We start from the raw sequence: 23,187 nt of genomic DNA, 5'->3' as shown, positions 1-23,187 counted from the left end.
CGATGTTATCATTCACCCCCACCTCGGTCCTCCCCCCTCAATAGGGGGAGGAAGAATTAGGAAGATGACTATTTTATGCTCGCAATGACATCAAGGACTAATTCCGGCTTCGGGGTCGGGCTCCCTTCGACAAGCTTCCCTCCCTTCGACAAGCTCAGGGCAGGCGACAGGCTCCCACCTTCGCGTGGAGCTTCGGTGGGCAAGCAGGGCAGGCGGGACAGGCAGGGCAGGCCGGCGGGCTCGGGAAAATGTAATTCAAGACCGACTGGATTCCGGGTCATCGCGTTCGCTTTGCCCGGAATGACGGCTAATGAGTGATATCGCACTTGAATGGACTGCGCTCACCGGCGCGCTAGAATGGGTGAGATGCAAGGCCGGAGCCCTGAGGAACACCGGAGCGTACACGATATCGTACGCGAGGAAGTCCGAAGGGCGACAACGCCGCCCATTGATTTAATTCAGGGTCCCGAACGAAGAGAGGGACAGATCGCCCGTTATAGCGCGCCGCCCCCCAATATTTTTACGGCTGCGATGATGTACTATTGGCAGCCGTTATAGCCTCACCCCAAAACTGCGGAGCAGCATTACAGTCTCCATCAGGGGTAAACCGATGACGTTGGTATGCGACCCCACAATCCCCTCTATAAAAATAGCCGCCTTCCCCTGGATTCCATACCCCCCTGCCTTATCCCGATACTCCCCCGATTCCAGATACCAGTTCATCTCCCACTCTTCCAGCATCTTCATCCGAACGCGGCTCTCCACCGTAACCACCCGCTGCTTGCTCTTCTTATGCCAGACGGCGGCAACGCTGGATAAAACAGTATGCTCCCGACCGGCCAGGCTGGTCAGCATCTGCTTGGCGTCCTTCCTGTTCTGGGGCTTGCCGAGGATATTGCGTTCGTTGAGGATAACGATCGTATCACACCCGATGACCACATCGTCCGGATGGTTGGCAGCCACACTTGTGGCCTTTTCCAGTGCCAGCCTCTCCACGTGGTCTTTGGGAGTTTCTTCCGGAAGGATCTTTTCATCAACACTGGGGATGATCACCTGATACCTGAGACCGGTGAGGTCCATGAGCTCCTTGCGACGGGGCGAACCTGAGGCAAGGATGACCTTTTTTCTGCGGAACCATCGTTTTGAAAATCTTACAGGCATGGGTTTTATCCTTATATCTCATCAGTCCAAGGTCCAATGTCCAAGGTCCAACGAAAGAGTTTGTTGCCCTCTTTGGTCTTTGGGCTTTGGGCTATTTTATAAACCCCCACGGTAACCGCCCTGATTCACGTCCGTAGAGGATCTGCTCCGCGGCGGGGATGATCTTTGTCAGGCGCTTCATTGATACACCCCCGGCGGGCAGGTTGTCCAGCACCTCGGCCACCGACCTGTCTCCCAGGGAAAGAAGAGCGTCCAGGTAAGCGCCCCTCACAGAGCCCGTCTGGACCCTGACCCCTCCAACGGGGCCGAGTCTGGATCTCACTGTTTTCATCCGCCCGTTGAGTATGGATTCCGCGGCCATGGGAGCCCTTTCAAAAGCTGTCCGCGGTTTGGGTACGAAGGGGTTGACGCTTATCGTTAAAGTGCCCACCTTCCCCCTGGGCCTGCCAAAGTGGAGCATCCTCTCTCTCAGTTTTACGGCAAGCTCCACGATCCCCTCAATATCACTGTCTGACTCTTCGGGCAATCCCACCATGAAATACAGTTTGAGGTTGGGAATTCCCGCATCGAGGAGTATGTCCACTTTCTCGAGGAACTGTCCATCGGAAAACCGTTTACCGATGGCGCTCCGAAGCTCCACAGTTCCGGCCTCGGGAGCAAGAGACACTGTCCGGTGCCGGGCGGCAACCAGCAGGGCTGCCAGCTTCGGGGTGACCCTTTCGGCCCGGATGGAAGAGGGGGAAAAGCTGCCTTCCTGCTCCAGGAGATAGCCGGCCATCTCTTCCAGCTTCGGGTGGTAGGACACAGCCGTCCCTACCAATCCGATAGTCTTGCGGTAATGAAGCCCAAGCTCTGCTTCCCGAACGAAGGCGTCCATCCCCAGGAACCGCACGGGACCGCAAACCGAACCGGCCGCGCAAAAGAGGCAGCCTGCCGGACATCCCCTTGAAACCTCCAGCGGATATAGGTTCCCGAACTCCGAATCGGTGCTGACCACGGCCGGCCGGGCGGGGTTGTCATCCAGATCGCCCACGGCTGCCGTTACGATGGTGGACGGGGTTCCCGGGTCGGGGCGGGTCCTGAGAAAGGGGCTGCCGGGCACAGGCTCCATTTTATATCTGCCAGGCAGGTAGACACCCGGCACCCTTACCATACTGTCCAGGAAAGCGGTTCTGTCGTTGCCTGGGCCCTCGGCCAGGAGCTGATCCTTTAATACCGGGAGGACAGGTTCTGCGTCCCCGAGGACAATGAGGTCGAAAAGATGATGACAGGTTTCAGGGTTTATGGTGACTGCCACCCCTCCTCCGATGAGGAGAGGCCTGGTTATTGGATTTTCAAGCCCCACCCTTCCCGCTTCCAGCAGCCGTGGGAGGTGAACCATGTCCGGCTGAAAGGAAACGGAAAAGGCGATGACATCGAACTGGTCAAGGGATCGCCCTCCATCCGGGAAACTGAGGGAGCGCCCATCCCAGAAAACTCTCCTGGCATCAAACCTGTGGTCCTCCAGGAAAGTCCTGAGAATTGCCTGGTATCCGAGGTTTGGCATGCCCACCCGATAACTGTTGGGGTAGGCCACGGCAACCTTCATACCGCCGCTTCGGGGTGGCGGCGAGATCCAGGTCTTTTGTGAAACCATGCTTGCAGGCACGGGAAATCAATCCGCCTGGCGCCTTAAAAAGGCCGGAACCTCGAACTCTTCCTCTTCGATGAGGGTCACCGACGGCCGCCTCACCTTATCGAGGGGATTTTCCGCTTCATTTTTACGGACATAGGCCGGGATCTCGGAATCGCTGGATCTGTCACCCCTGTGGGGGTGGATCAGGTCCCGCCCCTTGTGACCGGCTTCCCGGCCGAAACCTGTGGCGATGACGGTAACCATGAGTTCATCCCCTACCGTGTCGTCCTCAACCCATCCGAAAATGATCTCGGCATCGGCGTGGACAGCGGCGCGGATAATGGATGAGGCGTGCTGGATCTCCTGGATACCAATGTCGGAGCCGGCAGTGATGTTAATGAGCACGCCGGTTGCGCCATCGATGCTGTTGTCCTCCAGAAGGGGACTCGAAATGGCTGTTTGAGCTGCCTCGGCAGCCCGGTCATCCCCATCAGCAACCCCTGTTCCCATGAGCGCCCGTCCCTTGCCCGCCATGATGCGCTTGACGTCGGCAAAGTCCAGGTTGATCCGTCCCGGTTTCGTGATGAGATCGCTGATGCCTTTCACAGCGCAGTTAAGAACTTGATCCACGATCGCAAAGGCGTCGGTGGCCCTGGAGCCGTGTTTGACCACCGAGAAGATCCGGTCGTTGGGGATCACGATAAGAGTATCAACATTCTTGCGCAGCTCTTCGAGACCGTCCTCGGCGTTTTTCAGCCTGACTCTGCCCTCGAAGTCAAAAGGCTTGGTGACCACGCCCACGGTCAAAGCACCCGACTCTTTGGCAATTTTGGCCACGATGGGCGCGGCTCCTGTCCCGGTTCCCCCTCCCATGCCGGCGGTGATGAACACCATCTCGGTACCGGAGAGGCTCTCTCTGAGCTGCTCTTCGCTCTCCTCGGCCGCCTTGCGGCCCACGTCAGGATCAGCACCCGCTCCAAGACCGTGAGTCACCTGGATACCCATCTGTATCCTGGTGGGGGCCAGTGAAGTTTTCAGGGCCTGTGCATCCGTATTGGCCGAGATAAACTCCACGTTCTTCAAACTGGACTGGATCATTGTGTTCAAGGCGTTCCCGCCCCCGCCGCCGACCCCAATGACCTTGATCCTGGCCTTGAGATCCTGGCTGTCTTCCGCAAAAGTAAACATCAGTTCACCTCCCAATGAACTCGAGCGATCCCGGCTCGCTCTCGCTTATTACGAATCTCATATTTCAAATCTCAAATCTCAAAAAGACCATGGTTGCTCTTTGAGATCTGAGATGTGAGATCTGAGATCCCTTAGAAAAAGTCTTTTAACCATCCCTTCATCTTCACAACGATCTTGTCGAAGATCCCTGTTTCGTTGTGCCCGAACCCGGTTTCGCTGGCATGGGTGGCGGCGTATTTTACAAGCCCCACCGCCGTGGCATACATGGGGCTGTTAACCACATCTATCAGCCCGCCAATATCCATCGGTGTTCCCCGGCGAACAGGCAGATTAAACACCTGTTCGGCCAGTTCCGTCATACCCGGCATGATCACCGTTCCTCCGGTGATGACCACTCCTGATGCGATCCTGTCCTCATAACCAAACTTCAGGAGCTCCCGGTTGATAAGGTCGAAAAACTCCTCTGCCCTCGGTTCGATGATCTCAGCCAGGGACATTCTCGAAACGGTCCTGGGTTTGTGTCCTCCCACGGAGAGAACCTCCACAACCTCATCCTCCCCCACCATATCAGTGAGGGCGCAACCGTATTTTTTCTTGATCTTTTCCGCTTCCGTCGTGGGTGTCCTGAGACCGTAAGCAATATCGTTGGTCAGGTTGACGCCTCCCAGGGCCAGCACCGCTGTGTGCTTGATGCTTCCGTCCCCCAGGATAGCCACATCGGTGGTTCCCCCGCCGATATCAACCAGGGCTACACCCAGTTCTTTCTCTTCCTCCGTGAGCACCGCGTCGGCCGCAGCCAGAGGTTCCAATACGATATCCAGTACGTCCAGCCCCGCACGGTGGCAGCACTTGATGACGTTCTGGGCAGAGGTGACTGCCCCGGTAACGATGTGGACCCGGGCCTCGAGCCTGACTCCTGACATGCCGAGAGGGTCTCTTATTCCATCCTGATCATCGACGATGTACTCCTGGGGCAGGATATGGATCACTTCACGGTCAAGGGGCATGGCCACAGCCTGCGCGGCATCGATAACCCGCTCAATATCCTTCTTTGAAACCTCCCGGTTTTTAACAGCTACGACACCATGGCTGTTAAACCCCTTGATGTGGCCGCCGGCGATCCCTGCATAGACTCCCTGTATGGGCACCCCGGCCATGAGTTCAGCCTCTTCTATCGCCTTCTTGATGGAGTCCACCGTGTAATCGATGTTTATCACCACACCCTTCCGAAGCCCCCTGGACGGTGTGGTCCCGATACCGATGATCTCGCACTTCCCGCCGTTTCCCACAGCAGCCACCACCGCACAGATCTTGGTGGTGCCAATATCCAGTCCTACCACGATCCTCTCCTTACCTTTGGCCATCTGCTTATCCTCCCGCAGGGGAAAGACCGTTCCCCCCTGACGCATCATGCTTTCTTTCAGGCATTCCAACGACACGATCGGCAAACCTCAGATCGTATCCGGCAGAACGGGTATCAAAAATCCCTGCTTCCATGAGACGAGCCAACTTTTTCATCTGGACATCCACGCTCCCCTGTTTAAAAACAAGAACAGTACCGCTGCCCATGAGAGAAACCTTGACCAGTTCCCCTTCCACACCAAGTTCCGATATCCGTTCCTGTCCGATAAGACCGGACTGGGGAATATTTCGAAGAATTTCTATGGCTGGCTGCGCTTCGATCATCTGCCGCCCCGGCACTCCGGACTCCGGGATCCCGGTGATAACCGGATACCCCTTGGGGTAGGAAGTGTGAAGACTGAGAACAACCCCCTCGTTATCAACCAAAGCGAATTGCCGGCCAAGGACAACAGCTACAGGAGCCCTCTCCTTCACAGATATTCTCAGGGTATCCGGAAGCTCTCGCACCACGGTGGCCTCCTTGACCCATGGGTGTGTGATCACCTTCCTGCGAACCTCCTTCAGATCGATCCTCAGGAGGGGATCTCCTTTCACAACTCCAGCAAGCCGGCGGATAGCGTCCGGCTGAACATCCTGACACCCTTCAACCTCTACGGTCCTCACAGACAGGGACTGAAGACCCATAACCTTTCCGAAACCCAGGTAACCGCCATAGAAAATACCCAGGGCAAGTACACCCACCGCACCACCTCTGAAGATCCACCAGCCCCTGACCAGGTAGTGCCGGAAAGAAAAACCTGTCCTCTTCTTTTTGACCATGGAAACCCGCTTGGCCGGCTTTCCAGCTCTCTTTCTGCTTGTGGATGTGTTGCGCTTCACCGGCTTCCCTCTCCCGCAGCCTGGAGCATCTCCATGACCAGTTGGGCAAACCCGATCCCCACTCCCGCAGCCGATTTGGGCAGCAGGCTGTTGGGAGTCATTCCCGGTATAGTGTTGACCTCGATCACTTCGAAACGATCACCGGCTCCGCGAAAATCAACCCGGACAGCGCCGCAGCATCTCAGGGCCCTGGCCGCGGCCTGGGCCGCCTCCTGAACCGTTCTGGTGGCAGCTTCCCCGATGGAGGCAGGAACACGATACTCCTTGGCCCCGGTTACGTACTTGGTCTCGTAATCGTAAAACCCCGATTCGGTGACGATCTGAACGATAGCCATCGGACGATCGTTGAGCACTCCCACCGTAAGGTCCTCACCTGCCACGAACTTCTCCACCAGGACATCCGGATCGTGGGATGCGGCGATCTTTATCGCCGCTTCAAGTTCACCTTCTTCTCTCACAACCGAGATACCGATCGTTGAGCCTTCCCGGTTGGGCTTGACCACAACGGGCAGCCCCATAGCAAGAGGCGCGTCATAATTTCCAGGCCCCAGTTCGGTGTATTCGGGGGTGGGAATGCCCATGGCACGCAGCACCCTTTTGGTCATGATCTTGTCCATGGCCAGGGCCGACGCCATGACACCAGGTCCGGTATAGGGGATGCCCATAAGCTCCAGAGCACCCTGGATCGTCCCATCTTCCCCGCCTCTTCCGTGAAGAGCGATAAAGGCGGTGGCAACATTTTCCAGGGCGATCTCCTCCCTCCAGGATCCCTGTGTGTCGATACCAACGGCATCAACACCTTCCTCGAGAAGAGCTCCAAGGATCGCCTTTCCTGTAGTGAGGGAAACCTCCCGTTCGGCCGAGTTCCCGCCCATGAGCACGCCCACCCTGCCCACCGGTCTGTTTCCTGACTTTCCCTTGCGTGAGCTATTCATGGATGACCCTGACCTCCTCCTGAAGCATGACACCGAACCTTTTATGAACCGTTCCCCTCACCTTTTCGGCAAGTGTCAGAAAATCAGAGGTTGTAGCCCCCCCAAGGTTCACGAAAAAGTTCGCGTGTACCTCCGATACCTGAGCGTTTCCAACCCTTATCCCCTTCATCCCTGCCTCATCGATGAGCCTTCCCGCACTGTCCCCTGCAGGGTTCTTGAACCAGCAGCCGGCGCTGGGCAGGCCTGAGGGTTGTGTTTCCGTCCTCTTCTGTTTCAAAACATGGATCCTGGACCGCACTTCCTCCTCGGTGGACAGGGCCAGACCGAGCCTTGCCTCGAGGATGACATGGGTCTCAGGGAGGCTTGATGAGCGGTAGGAAAAGCCCAGCTTTTCCGCGGGCAGCCAATGGATATCCTCTCCGTCAAAAACCCGCACCTCGCGGATCACGTCGGATATCTCCCCCTCCCTGGTTCCGGCATTCATGGTCACCGCTCCCCCGACAGTCCCGGGAATACCCGCGAGGCACTCCATGCCGGCAAGGCCATGGGCGGCCGATGTTTCCATGGCCCCGGTCAGGGTGGCCGCAGCTCCTGTGAGCAGTATCGAATCTGCCTCCACCTTCATGCGTGCAAACCGCCTGCCCAGGCGTACAACACACCCCGGGTAGCCGCCGTTGGCAAAAACAACGTTGGTGCCTCCCCCAAGAAGGACCCAGGGAATGCCTTCCAGTTTGAGAAACTCCATAAGCTCAAGAATGTCTTCCGTGCTCTCCGGGATGGCAAACAGGGCCGCCGGACCGCCCGTTTTCAGATAAAGGTGACGGCTTAACGGCTCAGACTCCCGTAGATCACCAAGAAAGCCCCGCTTCCTGATCTTTCGAAGGAGAGGTGCCGTGGTCATTTCCCCAGCCTCTCGAGGATCTGCTCACCTGCCTTCCAGATATCACCGGCGCCTAAAGTGAGCAGAAGGTCACCCTCCTGCAGTTCATCCACGGCTATTTTCACCGCCTCGTCCCATGGGCCAACGTACTCGGCGCTCCTGTGGCCGTGGTTGGTGATGGAACCGGCCACATTCTCGCCGGTGAGGTTGTCCACCTGTTTTTCGCCGGCAGCGTAGATATCACACACAAGAACCCTGTCGGCATTGTGAAAAGCCATACCGAAATCCTGGAGGAGATCTCTGGTACGACTGAACCTGTGGGGCTGGAAAAGCGCTATAACGCGCCCCTTCCAACCGATCCGCGCGGCGCCAAGAGTCGCGCTGATCTCGGCTGGATGGTGGGCATAGTCGTCATAGATCGAGATCCCTTTGGCTTCCCCTTTTTTCTGAAACCGTCTCTGGGTCCCTGAATAGGAGGCAAGAGCCCTTGCGATCACTTCGAAAGGAACTTCCATCTCCAGTCCTACCGCGATGGCAGCCAGGGAGTTGTAAACGTTATGAACGCCAGGTACCGGCAGCCGCACTTCACCCAGAGTTTCAGCGCCCAGCGACGCCACATAAGTAGATGTAAACCCTTCATGGGCGATATCCGATGCCCTTACGTCCGCCTGAGCGGTCAAGCCGTAGGTGATGACAGGCCGTTCCAGATCAGCCAGCATCCCCGCCACATCTATGTCATCTACACACAAAATGGCGCGCCCGTAAAAAGGCACCTTGTCTAAAAAACGGCGAAAGGCTGATCTCAGTTCGTCGAAGGTACCGTAGTAGTCCATGTGTTCGTTATCTATGTTTGTCACCACTGCGATAGTTGGAGTGAGCTGAAGGAAGGAACCATCACTCTCATCAGCTTCGGCCAGGAGAAAATCCCCTTCACCCAGGCGCGCGTTGGTCCCCAGGCTGCCCAGCTTCCCGCCGATGACCACAGTGGGATCCAGACCAGCTTCGGCCATGATGGTGGCCACCATGGAGGTCGTGGTGGTTTTACCGTGGGAACCTGCTATGGCGATCCCGTACTTCATCCGCATGAGTTCGTTGAGCATTGCGGCACGAGGCACCACCGGTATTCCCTCATGCCTGGCAGCTATGACCTCCGGGTTGTCGTCCTTGACAGCCGAAGAGATAACCACCACATCGGCTTCTCCCACATTCTCAGCGGCATGACCCGCCGTCACCTGGCAGCCCACCTGCACCAGATGCCTGGTGGTGTCGCTCAGGACCAGATCGGACCCGGTGACCTCATAACCCAGGTTGGCCAGGACCTCTGCGATACCGGACATGCCGATGCCGCCGATGCCGACGAAGTGGATGTGCCTTGTTTTTCTTAATTTGACCATGTGCGACTCCTCACTGTTTCGTCGTCGCGAATGTGGAATGTAGAATGTAGAACGTAGAACGAGTGCACTTCCTGAACTTTTCCACTAATGCACTGCTCACTTTCATGTTTTCACCATCCACTTTTCATCTTTCCTTTAATGCTCTTTCCCCATATCTATGTGTCTACGTGTCTAAGTATCTACGTGTCTAAGTATCCAAGTGTCTACGTGTCACTGTGTCTTTTACTCTCCCCAACGACCGATTTATCCCTGGCTAAGATTTTCTCCGCTTGTCTCCGCGTCTCTGTGGTGAAAACATTCGCCTTTATATAAACTGTGCTTTACCCCTGGATTCCGGGTCATCGTTTCACTCGGCCCGGAATGACGGAGGGGTGATTATCGTGTCTCCGTGCTTCCGTGCTTGATCTCTTTCCGCCCTACGCTCCACGCCCTACGCCCTACGCTCCACGCTCCACGCCCTACGCCCTACGCTCCACGCCCTACGCCCACTTAAGATTTTCCCGTGTCACCGTGTCTCCGCGTCTCCGCGTCCCATGTATCCCAGCCTTTTCAGTTCTTCCGTCACGATCCTCTCCGCCGCGTTCCGGATACCGGCTTTCGCGCTTGCCCGGGCCATATCAGCCAGAAGGCCGGGAGTATCCAACAGCTTTCTTAACTGCTCATAGAGCTGTTCTAAAGTCGCTTCGGCAGGTTCGATGACAACTGCCGCACCCCTTTCCTCCATCCACCTTGCGTTGAGTCCCTGGTGTCCTCCCGCCGCATGGGGAAAGGGGATGAGCACGGCAGGCAGGCCCGATGCGGTAAGCTCTGAAATAGCCATAGCACCTGCTCTCGAAAGACAAATATCTGCCCTTGCATAGGCATCGGCCATATCGGTAATGAACGGTACCACTTCCACATCCACGCCGGCCTTCAGGTAGCCTTCCCGGATCGTTTTCTCGTGGGCATGACCTGTCTGATGGATCACCTTCAGATTCGAAAACTCATTTTTCAACCGCCCGACGACCTCCATGGCCAGCTCATTTATCTGCATCGCTCCCTGACTTCCTCCCAGTATAAGGAGCGTCCTTCGCCCCGGTGGTCGTGTCAGCCCCTCGGCAGGGAGAATTTCAGTTCTAATTGGGTTACCGGTTACCCTGGTCTTTTCCACCGGGAACACCTCGCTGCGACTGGCGAAACCCTGATAGATCCTGTGGACAAATCGCGCCAGGACCTGGTTGGCCCTTCCCGGTGAGACGTTTTGTTCCAGTATGGATCGTGGCAGCCCTCTTACAGCCGCAGCCAGGACCGCGGGGACTGAAGCGTAGCCTCCCACACCGAGTACCAGATCCGGTTTCAAGCGTCCCAGGATCCAGTACGCCTTAAAACAAGCCGCAACAAGAACTGCCCCTCGTGCGACTCCCCCGAAAAATCCGTGTCCCACAACACCGCGAACAGGCAAGGTTACAAGCTCATACCCCAAGGCCGGTATCACTTTGGTTTCCAACCCTCTATCCGCGCCAATAAAAATTACTTCCACATCGGTCACCAGCCGTTGGAACTCGCTGGCAAGAGCAACCCCGGGGAAAAGATGGCCCCCGGTCCCTCCTCCAGCGATGACCAGTTTCATGCTGTTTTGCTCCTGCCAGCTACGTTAAGAAGGATCCCGGCCGCGATCATTGAGGTGAGCAGTGATGATCCGCCGTAACTGATGAAGGGCAGGGGTAAGCCTTTTGTAGGCAGAAGACCCAGGACGACCATGCAGTTGATAAGAGCCTGGAGAGCAAGCATGAGGGTCAGCCCCGCACCGAGCATGGCACCGAAGCTATCCGGCGCCGCTGCCGATACCTTCATGCCTTTAATGATGAGGACCGCGAAGAGGCCCAGGACGGCCGCTACTCCCAGGAAACCCAGTTCTTCGCCAATGACCGCGAGGATGAAATCTGTATGTGACTCCGGAAGGAAAAACAGCTTGCTCTTTCCTGCCCCCAGACCCGTTCCGAAAAGACCTCCGTCTCCAAAAGCCACATAGGACTGCACCAGCTGAAATCCTGATCCGTCATATTCCTTCCATGGGTCCAGGAACGCCTTCATCCGCTGCACCCTGAAATCCTTCACCATGATCATGTAGGTAATAACAGGGATTGAGGCCAGGCTGATGCCTGTCAAAACCCTCCAGGGGACACCGGATATGAAAAGCATGGCGCACACGATCATTCCAATGAACATGGCTGTTCCCAGGTCGGGTTCTTTTACCACCAGGAAGGAAACAATACACATCACGGCCAATGGAGGGATGAGAAGCCGAGGCTCGGTCTTGAGCCTTTCGCCTCTTGCCGCCAGGTAGCGAGCCATATACATAACCACCACAAGTTTTGCGAACTCCCCGATCTGGAGGGAAATGGGCCCGATGCGGAACCACCTGGAAGCGTTGTTGGCTGTGTGTCCAAGGGGTGTCAGCACAAGGACCAGCAGAATAACCGTTAACGCCAGCAGCCCGATCACGCTCCTCTCCCACACTTTGTAAGGAATGGCTGCGCCAACTATCAGGGCCATGATCCCCACCATGAGGAAAAAGATCTGCCGTTTGAAATAGTAATAACCGTCACCCCCGTGTTCCGTATCAGCACGAACAGCGCTTGCCGAAAAAATTATCACCGTTCCAAGGATCGCCAGCGCAAGGACGGCAATGACCAGGGTAGGATCAAGCCTCAGGTGTCTCATCGCACCAACCCGATATATTTTCTGGCCGCCTCTTTGAAAACGCGCCCTCGTTCCTCGTACCCGCTGAACATGTCAAAGCTCGAACACGCGGGCGAAAAGAGGATCTCGCTTCCTGACCTTGCACGTTGAACCGCCACCCTCATCGCCTCGTCAAGACTTCTGACCTCCACGATGTCTGCGGCCCCTTCAAACGCTTCCTTCATCCTTTTGGCCGCCTCGCCGATGAGGATCAAATGGGTCACTTTTCGCCGGATAATTTTCTCAAGGGACTCATAGGAGGTCCCCTTGTCCTTTCCGCCGAGGATGAGAATCACATCCCCCCCCATTCCCTCCAGAGACCTGATGGTGGCTCCTGCGTTCGTCCCCTTGGAATCGTTGTACACCGGCACACCCCTGAAATATCCCAGCAGTTCCATCCGGTGTTCCAGACCGGAAAAGCTCTGAAGCACCTTCGCCATGGCGCCCCGCCCTATCCCCATCCTGCAAGCCATGGCGGTTGCAGCCAGGGCGTTCTCAAGGTTGTGGTTACCGGCAATGGCAAGGGAACTGACCGCTGTCACGGGGTATCCCTCACCATCTTCGCGCACTACGATCCACCCTTCCTTGACAAATGCGCCCTTTGCCAGAAGATGTTTCCTGCTGAATGAAAACCGGCCTACAGGCAGATCAGCTGTCACCCTCAAAACCCATTCATCGTCTTCGTTCAGAACAGCCCAGTCATTTTCATCCATCCGGGAGAAGATCCGGAGTTTAGCCCCCACGTAATCCTCAATATCAGCATGGCGGTCCAGATGATCCGGCGACAGGTTGAGCATGGCCGCTATTGCCGGACGGAAAGCTTCTGTGGATTCCAACTGAAAGCTTGAGACCTCGGCGACGATAAATGCGGGGGCTTCCTCCACATCAACAAACTGCGTCGCCGGCGTACCCAGGTTGCCCCCCGTAGATACCCGCAGCCCCTCCTCCCTGGCCATGAGGTCTACAAGAGTAACGGTGGTGGACTTTCCGTTGCTCCCGGTAATGGCGACCCAGGGGGCAGTGGTCAACCTGAAAGCCAGTTCCATCTCCCCCAGGATCCTGGCTCCCTTTTCTGCTGCCCCCTTAAGCACTTCAAGGTCACCGGGTACTCCGGGGCTGATTATTATGAGAGGGAACCGGTCAAACAGTTCCCCGGGATGTCCGCCCCAGTGAACGGTTATGGATGGGTCCAGTCGGGACAGATCCACCAGGGAATCCTCACGTTTGGACTTCTCGCTGATCTGAACCGCACACCCCATCCGGGCAAGCAAGTTGGCTGCCGAGATACCCGAACTTCCAAGGCCCACTACAAGAACGGGGCGACCCCCGCCCAGGAGCGCTTTGAGAGGATCGTTTATGTCACGAAACGTTACGGCCACAGTTCACCTTAGTTTCAGGGTGCTCAGTGAAACGAGCACAAGTATTATGGAGATGATCCAGAAGCGGACAATGATCTGAGGCTCCGGCCAGCCTTTCTTCTCAAAATGGTGATGCAGCGGCGCCATAAGGAAAACCCGCTTACCGAAAAGACGGAAACTGATGACCTGAATAATGACGCTCATTGTCTCCACAACAAAAAGCCCTCCAGCCAGAACAAGAAGGACCTCGTGTTTGGATACGACGGCCAGCAGACCAAGGGCGGCTCCAAGGGAAAGAGAACCGATATCCCCCATGAAAACCTGGGCCGGGTAGGTGTTGAACCACAGGAAACCAAGGCTTGCGCCTACCATGGCTCCCGCGAAAACCGACAACTCTCCGGCTTCAGGTACAAAGACGATCTGCAGGTACTCGGCGAACTTGGCATGACCCGACAGATAGATGAGCAGGGCAAAAGCAGAGGAAGCGAACATGATGGGCCCTATGGCCAGGCCATCAAGACCATCGGTAAGGTTCACCCCGTTGGAGGTGCCGACAATAACCAGGATAACGAAGGGGATGTAGATCCAGCCGAGATCGACCAGGGCGTCCTTGTAAAAAGGCAGCTGCAGGTGGTGTCCCCACTGCCCTGAGGGGAACACATACAGGTAAACAGCCACAACCCCGGCCATAAACATCTGGAGGCTGAACTTGGTTCGGATCGTGATGCCCTTCCTTTTTTTCCCGTAGACTTTCATCAGGTCGTCCACCAGGCCCAGAAGCCCGAAACCGGCAAAGGTGGCAAGAACGATCCATACCATCCTGTTGGACAGGTCCGACCAGAGGAGGGTGGAGATCGCTATGGCAAGGAGGATCAGCAGGCCTCCCATGGTAGGAACATCTGCTTTGAGAACATGCCCCTCGGGGAGATACTCCCTCACATAGTTGCCGGGCTGGGCCGTTTTAAGCCGTCCTATGATCCAGGGCCCCAGGATAAAGCAGAGTCCCAGAGCGGTGAGCACAGAAAGAATTGTCCGGAAGGTAATGTATCGGAACACATCAAAACCGGGGTCCACGGTTCTTAAATGCATGAAAAACTTATAGAGCAACTAGATCCCTCCCGAGCTGACTCTGTTGTCGCCATGGGGCTTGCCAAAGTGCTCCAGAATCTGCTCCATTTTCGAGGCCCTTGAACCTTTGAAAAGCACCCACACACCGTCGGTAAGAAGAGGTTCAAGGGAGAGGGCCGCCTCATCGTTGTCCCCGCACTCGGTGATCCTCGCCGGATCCATCCCTCCGGCACGGGCACCTTTTGCGATGAGGTGGGCAGCGGGCCCTACCGCTATCAGGTAATCTATTCCAAACTGGGCAACATCGCTTCCAGCCTGGGTGTGGCCTGTCTCGAAATAATCACCCAGCTCCTTCATTTCCCCCAGGATGGCCACAGTGACGCCTACTTGGCTGAACTGGGCCAGGCTCGCCAGAGCTGCCTGGACCGACAGAGGGTTCGCGTTGTAGGTATCATCAATAAAGTGAACACCGGGAAGAGGTGAGCTTATCTCTCCACGCCCGTTTGTCGGCTTCCAGGCGCTCAGCCCGGCCACCATCTTTTCAACCGGCACCTTGAGGGGCAGTGTCGAAGCCACCGCGGCCAGGGCGTTCTCCACAAAATGCCTTCCGAAACCTCTTAAGTTGACCCTCTCTTTGCCCGACGGTAAGGTGAGAATGAACGATGTTTCCTTTTCGGACAGGATGATCCCTTCCGCTGTCACATCCCCTGATCCGATACCGTAAGTGATCACATCACACGCCGCACTTTTGGCGAAATCGGCCTGGTTAGGATCGTCAGCGTTGATGGCACACCAGCCAGACGCCGGGATCTCTTCCAGAACCGACCTTTTTTCCGCCACCAGGTTCTCCATGGTTTTAAAACCCTCAAGGTGGGCCCAACCGATACGGGTAAGGACCGCGGCCACCGGTTTCAGAAGAGACGTGAGATATCGCACCTCTCCCGAGATGTTGGTTCCTATCTCCAGGACAGCATATTTGTGATAGTCGGCAAGTTCCAACAGGGAAAGGGGAAGGCCGATCTGGTTGTTTAAATTGCCTGTCGTTTTCAGGCAGGGGCCTGTTGTGGAGAGAATACTTGCCATCATTTCTTTGGTGGTGGTTTTGCCCACACTCCCTACCACAGCCAGTACCGGCAAAGTGTGACGATCACGCCAATAGGACGCCAGGGATTGCAGGGCCTTCAAGGTGTCCTCCACAACGATCACGGGAACAGGGGCCAGCTCCACCTTGCCGGAAGCGGCCTTCCTGTCAACAACTGTAAGCGCCGCACCTTTCCCGGCTGCCTCCCGCAGGTGATCATGGCCATCGTGAAACTCACCCCTCAGGGCGAAGAAGATCTCACCTTCCTTTACAGTCCGGCTGTCGATAGACACACCGGTGAACAGTTGGGCGCCCACCGCGCTGCTGATCAGTGATCCGCCCGTTCCACCGAGGATGTCTTTAAGATGAAACTGGATCAAAGCTTCTCACCCATAACCTTCTCTATGGCCCGGGCCAGTTCATCCACATCGGAAAAGGGAAGAATCCGTTCTCCGATGATCTGATAATTTTCATGGCCCTTGCCAGCCACCACCACCATATCTCCCGGTTTGGCTTCCCTGACAGCCCGGTCAATGGCCGTTCTCCTGTCCGTGATCCTTTCCACCGTTCCTGATGGCCCGTCGATACCCTCCATGATGTCGTCTATGATGGACTCGGGGTCCTCGCTCCTGGGATTGTCCGAGGTTACGAAAAGAATGTCTGACAGGCGGCCCGCAGTGTGCCCCATGAGGGGCCTTTTACTGGTATCCCGGTCCCCGCCGCAGCCAAGTACCGTGATGACACGCCCAACGGTGATCGCTCTGGCGTTTTCAAGTATGTTCTGAACCGCATCGGGAGTGTGAGCGTAGTCGACAACCGCGGAAAACGGCTGCCCTCTGTCCACACTCTCGAACCTGCCAGGCACCCTTTTAACCGACGACAACCCCCTGGTGATGGTATCGGTATCCAGACCCAGCAGACCGCAGGAGGCCACGGCCGCCATGATGTTGTAGAGGTTGAACCTGCCAGGGAGAGCCGTATTCACGTCCACCGGTCCCCAGGGAGTTTTGAGGCGGCAGCTGCTGCCCCACGCTTTTACTTTTACATCTCCTTCAGGGGATATATCCCCCTCATGCATCCCGAATGTGAGGACATCCCCGCCCAGCTCCTGGATGAGTCGCATACCGAAGGGATCATCCCTGTTCACGACTTTATGGTTCACTTCCCCAGACTCAAAAAGAGTGGCCTTCGCCCGGAAGTACGCCTCCATGTCTTTGTGAAAATCCAGATGGTCCCGGGTCAGGTTCATGAACACAGCTACTTCCAGTGTCACACCCGTGACCCTGTCCAGTACGAGGGCATGGGAGGATACCTCCATGATGCAGGCACCGCAGCCTTTTTGAACCATCCTCTCCATCAGTCCAAAAAGGTCCGGGGATTCAGGTGTCGTTCTGGCCGCGCTGAGGACCTCCCCTCCAACAAGGTACTGGACCGTTCCGATGAGCCCGGAATCGATCCCGGCCTGTTCGAGTATCCCGTGAACAAGATAGGAACTGGTGGTTTTCCCGTTAGTCCCGGTGATCCCTACAACTTTCAGTCTCGAGGAGGGGTCGCCGAAGAAATTTCTCGAGGCAAGAGCCAGGGTTTTCCTGACGTTGGAGGCGGTGACAAAGGTCCCTTCCGGACCTTTTTTCGTTCCCTCTGGTACCAGGAACGTCGTCGCTCCCCGTCTGGCAGCATCCTCGATAAAGTTCATGCCATCCTGTTTCTCCCCCTGTACAGCAGCAAACATGTCCCCTTCCAGAACCCGGCGGGAATCATATTTGAGAGATGCCACATTCACCGCACTGTCTCCCAGTATCTGGATATTCTCGATACCGCTCATGACATCCTGGAGCCTCAACTGGCTGTCCTCGGAAGAAGTTCCAGAAAAACAGCGTCTTCAATAGACTTACCAGCTCCGGGGTCCTGGGCCACAACGATCCCGGACCCGGAAACATTGACCCTGGCGCCGGATAGCCCGAGGCACGTCAGGGCTTCCCTCAGGGTCAGCCCCTTCAGGTCAGGCATAACGGTAAGATTCCCGGGTTCTGCAGGCACTGTTCCGCTGGCCCACCGTTCCCCATTTCCCTCACCTTCATAGAGCATCGGTTCCTGCTCCACGGCCGGGACATTCAGATATTTAAGGGTCTTGCTGACGATGTCAGCCCATATAGGCGCCGCCACCACACCGCCGTATGTATTTTCCTTCGGTTCATCGACGATGACGATGGCGGTGATGGCCGGATTTCGTGAGGGGGCAAAACCGACGAAGGATGCGATGAACGCCTCACTGGAGTAGCTGCCCTTCTTAAGATCAAACTTCTGGGCCGTGCCCGTTTTACCGGCAACCAGGAACCCCTTTATGGCAGCCCTTGTCCCTGACCCACCAGGCTGCGTAACGGTTTCCATCATCCGGGTCACCTTCCGGGCTGTTTCCTCACTGACAACCCTTCTCACTATTCCCGGTCGGTTTTGAAGGATCAACTCTCCGGAGGGCGATGTGATCCGCGAAACAAGGTAAGGGCGCAGGAGTTCACCACCGGTGGCCAGGACGTTCACTGCGCTCACCATCTGTATGGGCGTCACCCCAAGACCCTGACCGAAAGAGATATTCGCCAGGTCCACCTGGGTCCAGTTTGTTTCACTCCGAAGGATCCCTTTTCCTTCCCCCGGGAGCAGAATCCCCGCCTTCTGCCCGAACCCGAAACTCTTGACATACCTGCCCAGCCGATCTCGTCCCAGTTCGATCCCCACTTTGCTCGCACCGATGTTGCTGGACTTCCGAATGATCCCCATGAGAGTGAGCCAGCCATGAGGCACATGATCGCTGATGACCACATCGGCCACCGGGAACCTGCCGTTGTCGCAGAACAGGATGTCCATTTCATCAAAGATCTTTTCCTCGAGGGCCGCAGCTATTGTAATGACCTTGAACGTGGAGCCCGGCTCGTATATTGATGTCAGACCACGGTTTCGGAAGGACGTCTGTCCGTAGCGGCCAAAATTGTTGGGGTTAAAGCCCGGATAGCTGGCCATGGCAAGGACCTTCCCTGTGGCCGTTTCCAGGATGATAGCGGTACAAGTTCCAGCTCCGGCCTCGGAGCATCCATCTCTCAGGCTCTGCTCGGCGAAAAACTGTATGTTCCGATCCAGAGTCAGATGGACGGTGGATCCGGCAGCCGGGTACGTCTCCCATGGCTGGGCTGAGGTCATCACCTTCCCGCGGGCGTCAAGGTTGAGGATCCGGGTGCCATTTCCCCCTCTCAGGTGCTCTTCAAGGGAGGATTCAAGGCCTTCCAGACCCCCATCGGTACCCACAAATCCCAGTACGGCGCCTGCCAGATCGCTGTTGGGGTAGTACCTTTTAGATTCGGTCCTGATGCCGACCCCGTTGATATCCGCTTCCTTGACCCGGGCGGCAACGTCAGGATCAACTTTCCGCTTGAGCCACACAAATCCGCTTCCCCTGTCCATCCTGTTCATAAGGGTATCGGGGTTCAGACCCAGTATGGGCGCCAGTTCACGGGCTGCCAGGGACTTGTTTTCGATATTCTCCCTCATAGCGCATATGGAGGGAACTGGAACACTTATAGCGAGAGGCTGACCGTTGCGGTCCAGGATCGCGCCGCGGCGCGGATTGACCTTCTCAACCATCTGGCTCTGGCGGCTGGCGTGGTCCCTTAATGCATCCCGCTCATGTATTTGAAGGTAAAAAGCCTTTCCCGCCGGCAGGATCAGGAGGAAGGTAATAAAAAAACCGAGGAAGCGGATACGGGACCGAACAGTGGCCTCCCACTTGCGTCCGTTACCGGAGGTCCCTCTCATGGCACAACCCTGATCTGTCCAGGTTCCGGTTCTCTCAGCCCGAACCTGGCCCGGGCCACCTTTTCTATCCGTTCCGGGCTACTGAGCATGGCTCTTTCTATCTCCATCTCATGCTGTAGACGAAGAAACTCAGATTCACTTTTTTCCAGCCTCCTGATCTCGTACCCCACTTCTATGAAAGCGACCCGTCTCCAGGCTGTTATGAAAATGGCACAGCCTAAAAGCATCAACACCATCAGAGCGAAGGCGAAATCCTTCAATCCTCCCCTCAGGGTGATCTGCCCGGACTGCCTTACTTTTGTCTCAGCGGCTGTGGTCATAGTTAAAATAGTTCCAGGTTCCAGGTTCCGAGTTCCAAGTAACGGCTATTAATTTCCATTCTGCGTTCTGCGTTCTGCGTCCTGCGTGCTGCCTTTTTCAAATACTCTCAACTTCGCACTTCGGCTGCGAGGGTTGACCATGATCTCCTTTTCGGAAGGAACCACTGGTCGCCTGGTCAGCACCTTCCCCGCGCTTACTTTTCCGCACCGGCATTCAGGAAATTCTTTGGGGCAGCGGCAAGGACTTTCCAGCTCCCTGAAACTTCTCTTGACGATGCGATCCTCAAGGGAGTGAAAGCTTATTATCGCCAACCTGCCTCCCGGGGTCAGGCGCTCGACACCGGCAGGGATAACCTGTCTCACTGCATCGAGTTCATCGTTCACTTCGATGCGCAGCGCCTGGAACGTACGGGTTGCCGGGTGTATATTTCTCACTTTGCCCATCCCCGGCACCGAACTGATAAGATCCGCCAGCTGCAGCGTATTCTCTATGGGGGATGCTTCTCTTGTCCTCACAATGGCCGCTGCAATGGCCCTGGAGCGTTTTTCCTCTCCATACTTGAAAAACAGGTTGGCAAGGTCTGTCTGTGCCCATGTGTTAACGATCTCAGCCGCCGCAACTCCTGAATCGGGGTCCATTCTCATGTCAAGGGGACCATCCTGGGCAAAGGAGAACCCCCTGTTGGCATCTTCAAGCTGCATGGAAGAAACCCCCAGGTCCATGAGTATCCCATCCACCAACCCGACACCGGCTTCATCGAGCACCTTGTCCAACTCGCGAAAGTCACTGTGAAAAAGCAAAACCCTGTCGCCAAAGTTCGCCAGCTTTCGGGAAACGGCCTCCAGAGCCGCGGCATCACGATCCAACCCGATAACACGGGTATCCTCGTACATTTGGAGTATCCGGGAAGTATGGCCGCCCCACCCGATGGTTCCGTCCAGGTAAACTCCGCCCTGCCGGAGGGCCAGACCCTCAAGGACCTCCTCCAACAGGACCGGTACGTGGCGACTGAGCACCTCGATCCCGGTCAATTTGTTTCTCCCGTGTTCAAAAGGCTCTGCGAGTTTTCTGTCGGGCGGTCACGCCTTGGGCGTGATCCCTCGCCAGTGCCGGTCAATCCGTCCCATGCCATTGGCGTGGCGCTCACCCCAGGATGCACGCTTCGCGAACATCCTGTTTGTTGGAATCCTGGAGAGCCCATCAAGCATGGAGGTGTTGGTCTAAAGGCCGAAATCGGCTAGCTCGTCGGAGATATCGTCAAAGTTCTCCATGGCCTTTTTCATCTCCTCATCCCACCTGACCTGGCTCCAGATCTCGAGGCGATTCAGCATCCCAGCGATGACGACCTGTCTGTCCAGGTCTATGGCCTCTCTCAGAGACGGCGGGATAAGGACACGACCCTGCTTATCAAGCTCACATTCCGTTGCGCCGGAGTAGAAGTACCGAAGGAAACTCTGTACATTGCTTTTGACCGTGGAAAGCTTTCCCGATCTGGCTTCAATGGCTTCCCACTGGTCGGGAGTGTATGCCACCAGGCAATGGGGCAGGTTGGTGATGATCAGGCGTCCGTCATGCTCCTGGACAAGGGTCTCCCGGAACCTGGATGGGATGCTTAGGCGTCCCTTGTCATCCAGGGCATGCTGGTACCGGCCTCTGAAGGGTGCGTGGTTCATGGTTGCGTGTCTCCCCACTTTCTACCACTTTGCCCCACAATATACTTTCCGGCCATTCCATTGTCAAGGAAACAAAAAGGTTTTCAAATGGTTAGGAGAGAATGAGCCTGGCCTGAATCAGGACACAAATTGACCTGAATTGACCTGAATGGAGGCTGCTTTCAAAGGGATCTCAGTGTTTGTTGGGAAGTGGTGGGAGAAGGTGGTATGGAGGATTGTCCAAAGACCAAAGAAAAAGCAGGGTCGGTGAAGGGCAGCTTCTGGTGTCTGGGGACTAATCAAGCAGTGCTGAGGGCGGCTCGTCCATCTCGTCAGGTGCACAATTCGAAGGAAAACGTAAATTGGAAATTACGATTGAGAATTGAATGTCCTGGTTTTTCCTGATCAAAGTTCGCGGTTCAATGTTCACCAGCACTGTCTCGGTTTCAGACCACTTTTTCTGCACTCTACACCCTGCACTCTGCACTGTTTTTAAACGAGGTTGGCCCGGAGCCGGTAAACCGGCCCCGGGCCAGGGGGTGGGGTGGGGGTAAAACACCTTTTACATGGTGAGACTAAACGACAGGCAGCCTCACCTTAGTAGACTGACAGGATCAAAAAAGGAGTTGAAGGATCATTAAACAACCGCCCGCTGAAAGCAGCCATGCCAACCGAAGCACAACAATCTTTCTCCTATCAACGGCTATTGCTTTTGCCTTCATTTCAGATGCCCCTTTTTGAATCTGCATGTAATCAGGCACTTGCTCACTATTAATTACAATCAGGTATTTGCAAGTGGGATGCCAATCCGGCAGAAATTGTTACATTTTTGTAATAGTCTGATTTTACTCCATTTTCCCGAACAAATCCCGGGTATCAAATTGGAAATGTGACAATATTAAGACCAAATTTTGTGACACATCTTGTCAGGGGACATAAATTGTCAGAAAAATTCCGTGATTAGTAACTCGTGAATCGTGATTTGAAAGGCATGGATGTGGAACACGCAGAGAAGCTTGATTCAGGGGACAAATAGCAACAGCTTTAGGTGTGGTACTTTTTTTTCGGGAAGATGCGTTCTCTGCGTTTAGAAAACATCGCACTTATGTTAGCTGTGCTTTATCCAAGGCTACAGCCTTCCTCCGCGTTTCGAAAAAAAAAGGGGAGCCTGATGGCTCCCCTCTCTACGAGATCACTATTACCAGGTCAGGAAATTTCCTGGGTTGCCTTCTTTCTCATGGCCCGGCTGGCTTTGAGAACACCGCCGGCGAAGAGAGCTACGAAAACAGTAGCGGCACAAAAGATCATGGCGACGACTGACAGCATTGTGATGAATTCTAACATGTTAGCACCTCCTCCAAGCTCCATGCCCGATATCATTTCGGGCTGGATTTCTCAGCATTTCGCCTTAAGGCCGATTCCTTCAGCTTCATAAGTGCTCCCGAAATCAGGGCGACCACGATGGTCGCAGCAACGAAAACAAGGGCTATGACACCCATCGTTAGCAGGAATTCCATCATTTTGATCACCTCCTTAAACTTAAGACCGTGTGTTTCATCCTCTGAGCTTGTTAAAATTTTAACAAGCGTGCTACGCCATGTCAAGTATTTTTTGAGAAAAAATGCACAAGGGCTTACATATAGTGTAAATACGACTATTTATGCAAACTTTCACAAGCCAGCTGACGAATTCTCCTGAACATATTCGACTCCGACACTCGCTATTTTCTTGTCCCCTATTTCAGGTTCCAGGTTCGGAGAACTCG

General features: G+C 55.6%; 20 protein-coding genes. All 20 read right to left on the bottom strand.

The genetic code is table 11. From position 1 onward, the window contains the following. Positions 1-552: 552 nt before the first annotated feature. The gene (locus P1S59_06245; protein ID MDF1525850.1) at positions 553-1,161 is read right to left on the bottom strand and encodes a Maf family protein; all 609 of its coding nucleotides are present in this window, start codon (positions 1,159-1,161) and stop codon (positions 553-555) included. Between the two features lie 91 nt (positions 1,162-1,252). After that, entirely contained in the window at positions 1,253-2,797 is a 1,545-nt protein-coding gene (locus P1S59_06240; GenBank protein ID MDF1525849.1) for a radical SAM protein, read from the bottom strand. An 18-nt stretch (positions 2,798-2,815) separates the two neighbouring features. Continuing rightward, positions 2,816-3,964 carry a cell division protein FtsZ gene (gene ftsZ, locus P1S59_06235; GenBank protein MDF1525848.1) on the bottom strand — a complete coding sequence of 383 codons (1,149 nt, stop codon included), beginning with the start codon at positions 3,962-3,964 and terminating at the stop codon, positions 2,816-2,818. Between the two features lie 131 nt (positions 3,965-4,095). After that, positions 4,096-5,328, bottom strand: coding sequence for a cell division protein FtsA (gene ftsA / locus P1S59_06230; protein ID MDF1525847.1), 1,233 nt, complete (start codon positions 5,326-5,328; stop codon positions 4,096-4,098). A gap of 4 nt (positions 5,329-5,332) precedes the next feature. Further along, entirely contained in the window at positions 5,333-6,205 is an 873-nt protein-coding gene (locus P1S59_06225; GenBank protein MDF1525846.1) for an FtsQ-type POTRA domain-containing protein, read from the bottom strand. Continuing rightward, a complete protein-coding gene (locus tag P1S59_06220; GenBank protein ID MDF1525845.1) occupies positions 6,202-7,140 on the bottom strand; it encodes a D-alanine--D-alanine ligase in 939 nt (312 codons plus the stop codon). The genes P1S59_06225 and P1S59_06220 overlap by 4 nt, the downstream gene beginning before the upstream one ends. Continuing rightward, the gene (murB, locus tag P1S59_06215; protein ID MDF1525844.1) at positions 7,133-8,041 is read right to left on the bottom strand and encodes a UDP-N-acetylmuramate dehydrogenase; all 909 of its coding nucleotides are present in this window, start codon (positions 8,039-8,041) and stop codon (positions 7,133-7,135) included. Before murB ends, P1S59_06220 begins: the two co-directional genes overlap by 8 nt. Then, positions 8,038-9,414, bottom strand: a complete 1,377-nt coding sequence (gene murC, locus P1S59_06210; protein ID MDF1525843.1) for a UDP-N-acetylmuramate--L-alanine ligase — start codon at positions 9,412-9,414, stop codon at positions 8,038-8,040. Before murC ends, murB begins: the two co-directional genes overlap by 4 nt. A 505-nt stretch (positions 9,415-9,919) precedes the next feature. Beyond that, positions 9,920-11,023 carry an undecaprenyldiphospho-muramoylpentapeptide beta-N-acetylglucosaminyltransferase gene (gene murG, locus P1S59_06205; protein MDF1525842.1) on the bottom strand — a complete coding sequence of 368 codons (1,104 nt, stop codon included), beginning with the start codon at positions 11,021-11,023 and terminating at the stop codon, positions 9,920-9,922. Next, positions 11,020-12,117, bottom strand: coding sequence for a putative lipid II flippase FtsW (gene ftsW, locus P1S59_06200; protein MDF1525841.1), 1,098 nt, complete (start codon positions 12,115-12,117; stop codon positions 11,020-11,022). The genes murG and ftsW overlap by 4 nt, the downstream gene beginning before the upstream one ends. After that, a complete protein-coding gene (gene murD / locus P1S59_06195; protein ID MDF1525840.1) occupies positions 12,114-13,514 on the bottom strand; it encodes a UDP-N-acetylmuramoyl-L-alanine--D-glutamate ligase in 1,401 nt (466 codons plus the stop codon). The genes ftsW and murD overlap by 4 nt, the downstream gene beginning before the upstream one ends. A gap of 3 nt (positions 13,515-13,517) precedes the next feature. Next, positions 13,518-14,582, bottom strand: a complete 1,065-nt coding sequence (gene mraY / locus P1S59_06190; GenBank protein MDF1525839.1) for a phospho-N-acetylmuramoyl-pentapeptide-transferase — start codon at positions 14,580-14,582, stop codon at positions 13,518-13,520. A gap of 18 nt (positions 14,583-14,600) precedes the next feature. Beyond that, entirely contained in the window at positions 14,601-16,022 is a 1,422-nt protein-coding gene (gene murF / locus P1S59_06185) for a UDP-N-acetylmuramoyl-tripeptide--D-alanyl-D-alanine ligase (protein MDF1525838.1), read from the bottom strand. Next, positions 16,019-17,485, bottom strand: coding sequence for a UDP-N-acetylmuramoyl-L-alanyl-D-glutamate--2,6-diaminopimelate ligase (locus P1S59_06180; protein MDF1525837.1), 1,467 nt, complete (start codon positions 17,483-17,485; stop codon positions 16,019-16,021). Before P1S59_06180 ends, murF begins: the two co-directional genes overlap by 4 nt. Beyond that, entirely contained in the window at positions 17,482-19,449 is a 1,968-nt protein-coding gene (locus tag P1S59_06175; GenBank protein MDF1525836.1) for a penicillin-binding protein, read from the bottom strand. Before P1S59_06175 ends, P1S59_06180 begins: the two co-directional genes overlap by 4 nt. Further along, positions 19,446-19,769 carry a cell division protein FtsL gene (locus tag P1S59_06170; GenBank protein MDF1525835.1) on the bottom strand — a complete coding sequence of 108 codons (324 nt, stop codon included), beginning with the start codon at positions 19,767-19,769 and terminating at the stop codon, positions 19,446-19,448. Before P1S59_06170 ends, P1S59_06175 begins: the two co-directional genes overlap by 4 nt. A 48-nt stretch (positions 19,770-19,817) precedes the next feature. Further along, positions 19,818-20,801, bottom strand: coding sequence for a 16S rRNA (cytosine(1402)-N(4))-methyltransferase RsmH (gene rsmH / locus P1S59_06165; GenBank protein MDF1525834.1), 984 nt, complete (start codon positions 20,799-20,801; stop codon positions 19,818-19,820). A 189-nt stretch (positions 20,802-20,990) separates the two neighbouring features. Further along, entirely contained in the window at positions 20,991-21,443 is a 453-nt protein-coding gene (gene mraZ / locus P1S59_06160; protein ID MDF1525833.1) for a division/cell wall cluster transcriptional repressor MraZ, read from the bottom strand. Positions 21,444-22,628: 1,185 nt separating this feature from the next. Continuing rightward, complete coding sequence (locus tag P1S59_06155) at positions 22,629-22,766, bottom strand: hypothetical protein (protein MDF1525832.1); 138 nt, start codon at positions 22,764-22,766, stop codon at positions 22,629-22,631. A 32-nt stretch (positions 22,767-22,798) separates the two neighbouring features. Then, complete coding sequence (locus P1S59_06150) at positions 22,799-22,942, bottom strand: hypothetical protein (protein MDF1525831.1); 144 nt, start codon at positions 22,940-22,942, stop codon at positions 22,799-22,801. Between the last annotated feature and the right edge of the window lie 245 nt (positions 22,943-23,187).

This window comes from bacterium, assembly GCA_029210965.1.
Lineage (GTDB): Bacteria > BMS3Abin14 > BMS3Abin14 > BMS3Abin14 > BMS3Abin14 > JALHUC01.
The sequence above is the reverse complement of the archived record's forward strand: the minus strand, read 5'-3'. Positions and strand labels throughout refer to the sequence as shown.

Excerpts from the sequence above, each read along its gene's own strand:
- ftsW (MDF1525841.1), bottom strand. The coding sequence starts at position 12,117 with ATGAGACACCTGAGGCTTGATCCTACCCTGGTCATTGCCGTCCTTGCG.
- P1S59_06170 (MDF1525835.1), bottom strand. The coding sequence starts at position 19,769 with ATGACCACAGCCGCTGAGACAAAAGTAAGGCAGTCCGGGCAGATCACC.
- mraZ (MDF1525833.1), bottom strand. The coding sequence starts at position 21,443 with ATGAACCACGCACCCTTCAGAGGCCGGTACCAGCATGCCCTGGATGAC.
- P1S59_06245 (MDF1525850.1), bottom strand. The coding sequence starts at position 1,161 with ATGCCTGTAAGATTTTCAAAACGATGGTTCCGCAGAAAAAAGGTCATC.
- ftsZ (MDF1525848.1), bottom strand. The coding sequence starts at position 3,964 with ATGTTTACTTTTGCGGAAGACAGCCAGGATCTCAAGGCCAGGATCAAG.
- P1S59_06220 (MDF1525845.1), bottom strand. The coding sequence starts at position 7,140 with ATGAATAGCTCACGCAAGGGAAAGTCAGGAAACAGACCGGTGGGCAGG.
- mraY (MDF1525839.1), bottom strand. The coding sequence starts at position 14,582 with ATGCATTTAAGAACCGTGGACCCCGGTTTTGATGTGTTCCGATACATT.
- P1S59_06155 (MDF1525832.1), bottom strand. The coding sequence starts at position 22,766 with ATGTTAGAATTCATCACAATGCTGTCAGTCGTCGCCATGATCTTTTGT.
- ftsA (MDF1525847.1), bottom strand. The coding sequence starts at position 5,328 with ATGGCCAAAGGTAAGGAGAGGATCGTGGTAGGACTGGATATTGGCACC.
- P1S59_06150 (MDF1525831.1), bottom strand. The coding sequence starts at position 22,942 with ATGATGGAATTCCTGCTAACGATGGGTGTCATAGCCCTTGTTTTCGTT.
- murB (MDF1525844.1), bottom strand. The coding sequence starts at position 8,041 with ATGACCACGGCACCTCTCCTTCGAAAGATCAGGAAGCGGGGCTTTCTT.
- murG (MDF1525842.1), bottom strand. The coding sequence starts at position 11,023 with ATGAAACTGGTCATCGCTGGAGGAGGGACCGGGGGCCATCTTTTCCCC.
- P1S59_06175 (MDF1525836.1), bottom strand. The coding sequence starts at position 19,449 with ATGAGAGGGACCTCCGGTAACGGACGCAAGTGGGAGGCCACTGTTCGG.
- P1S59_06240 (MDF1525849.1), bottom strand. The coding sequence starts at position 2,797 with ATGGTTTCACAAAAGACCTGGATCTCGCCGCCACCCCGAAGCGGCGGT.
- murC (MDF1525843.1), bottom strand. The coding sequence starts at position 9,414 with ATGGTCAAATTAAGAAAAACAAGGCACATCCACTTCGTCGGCATCGGC.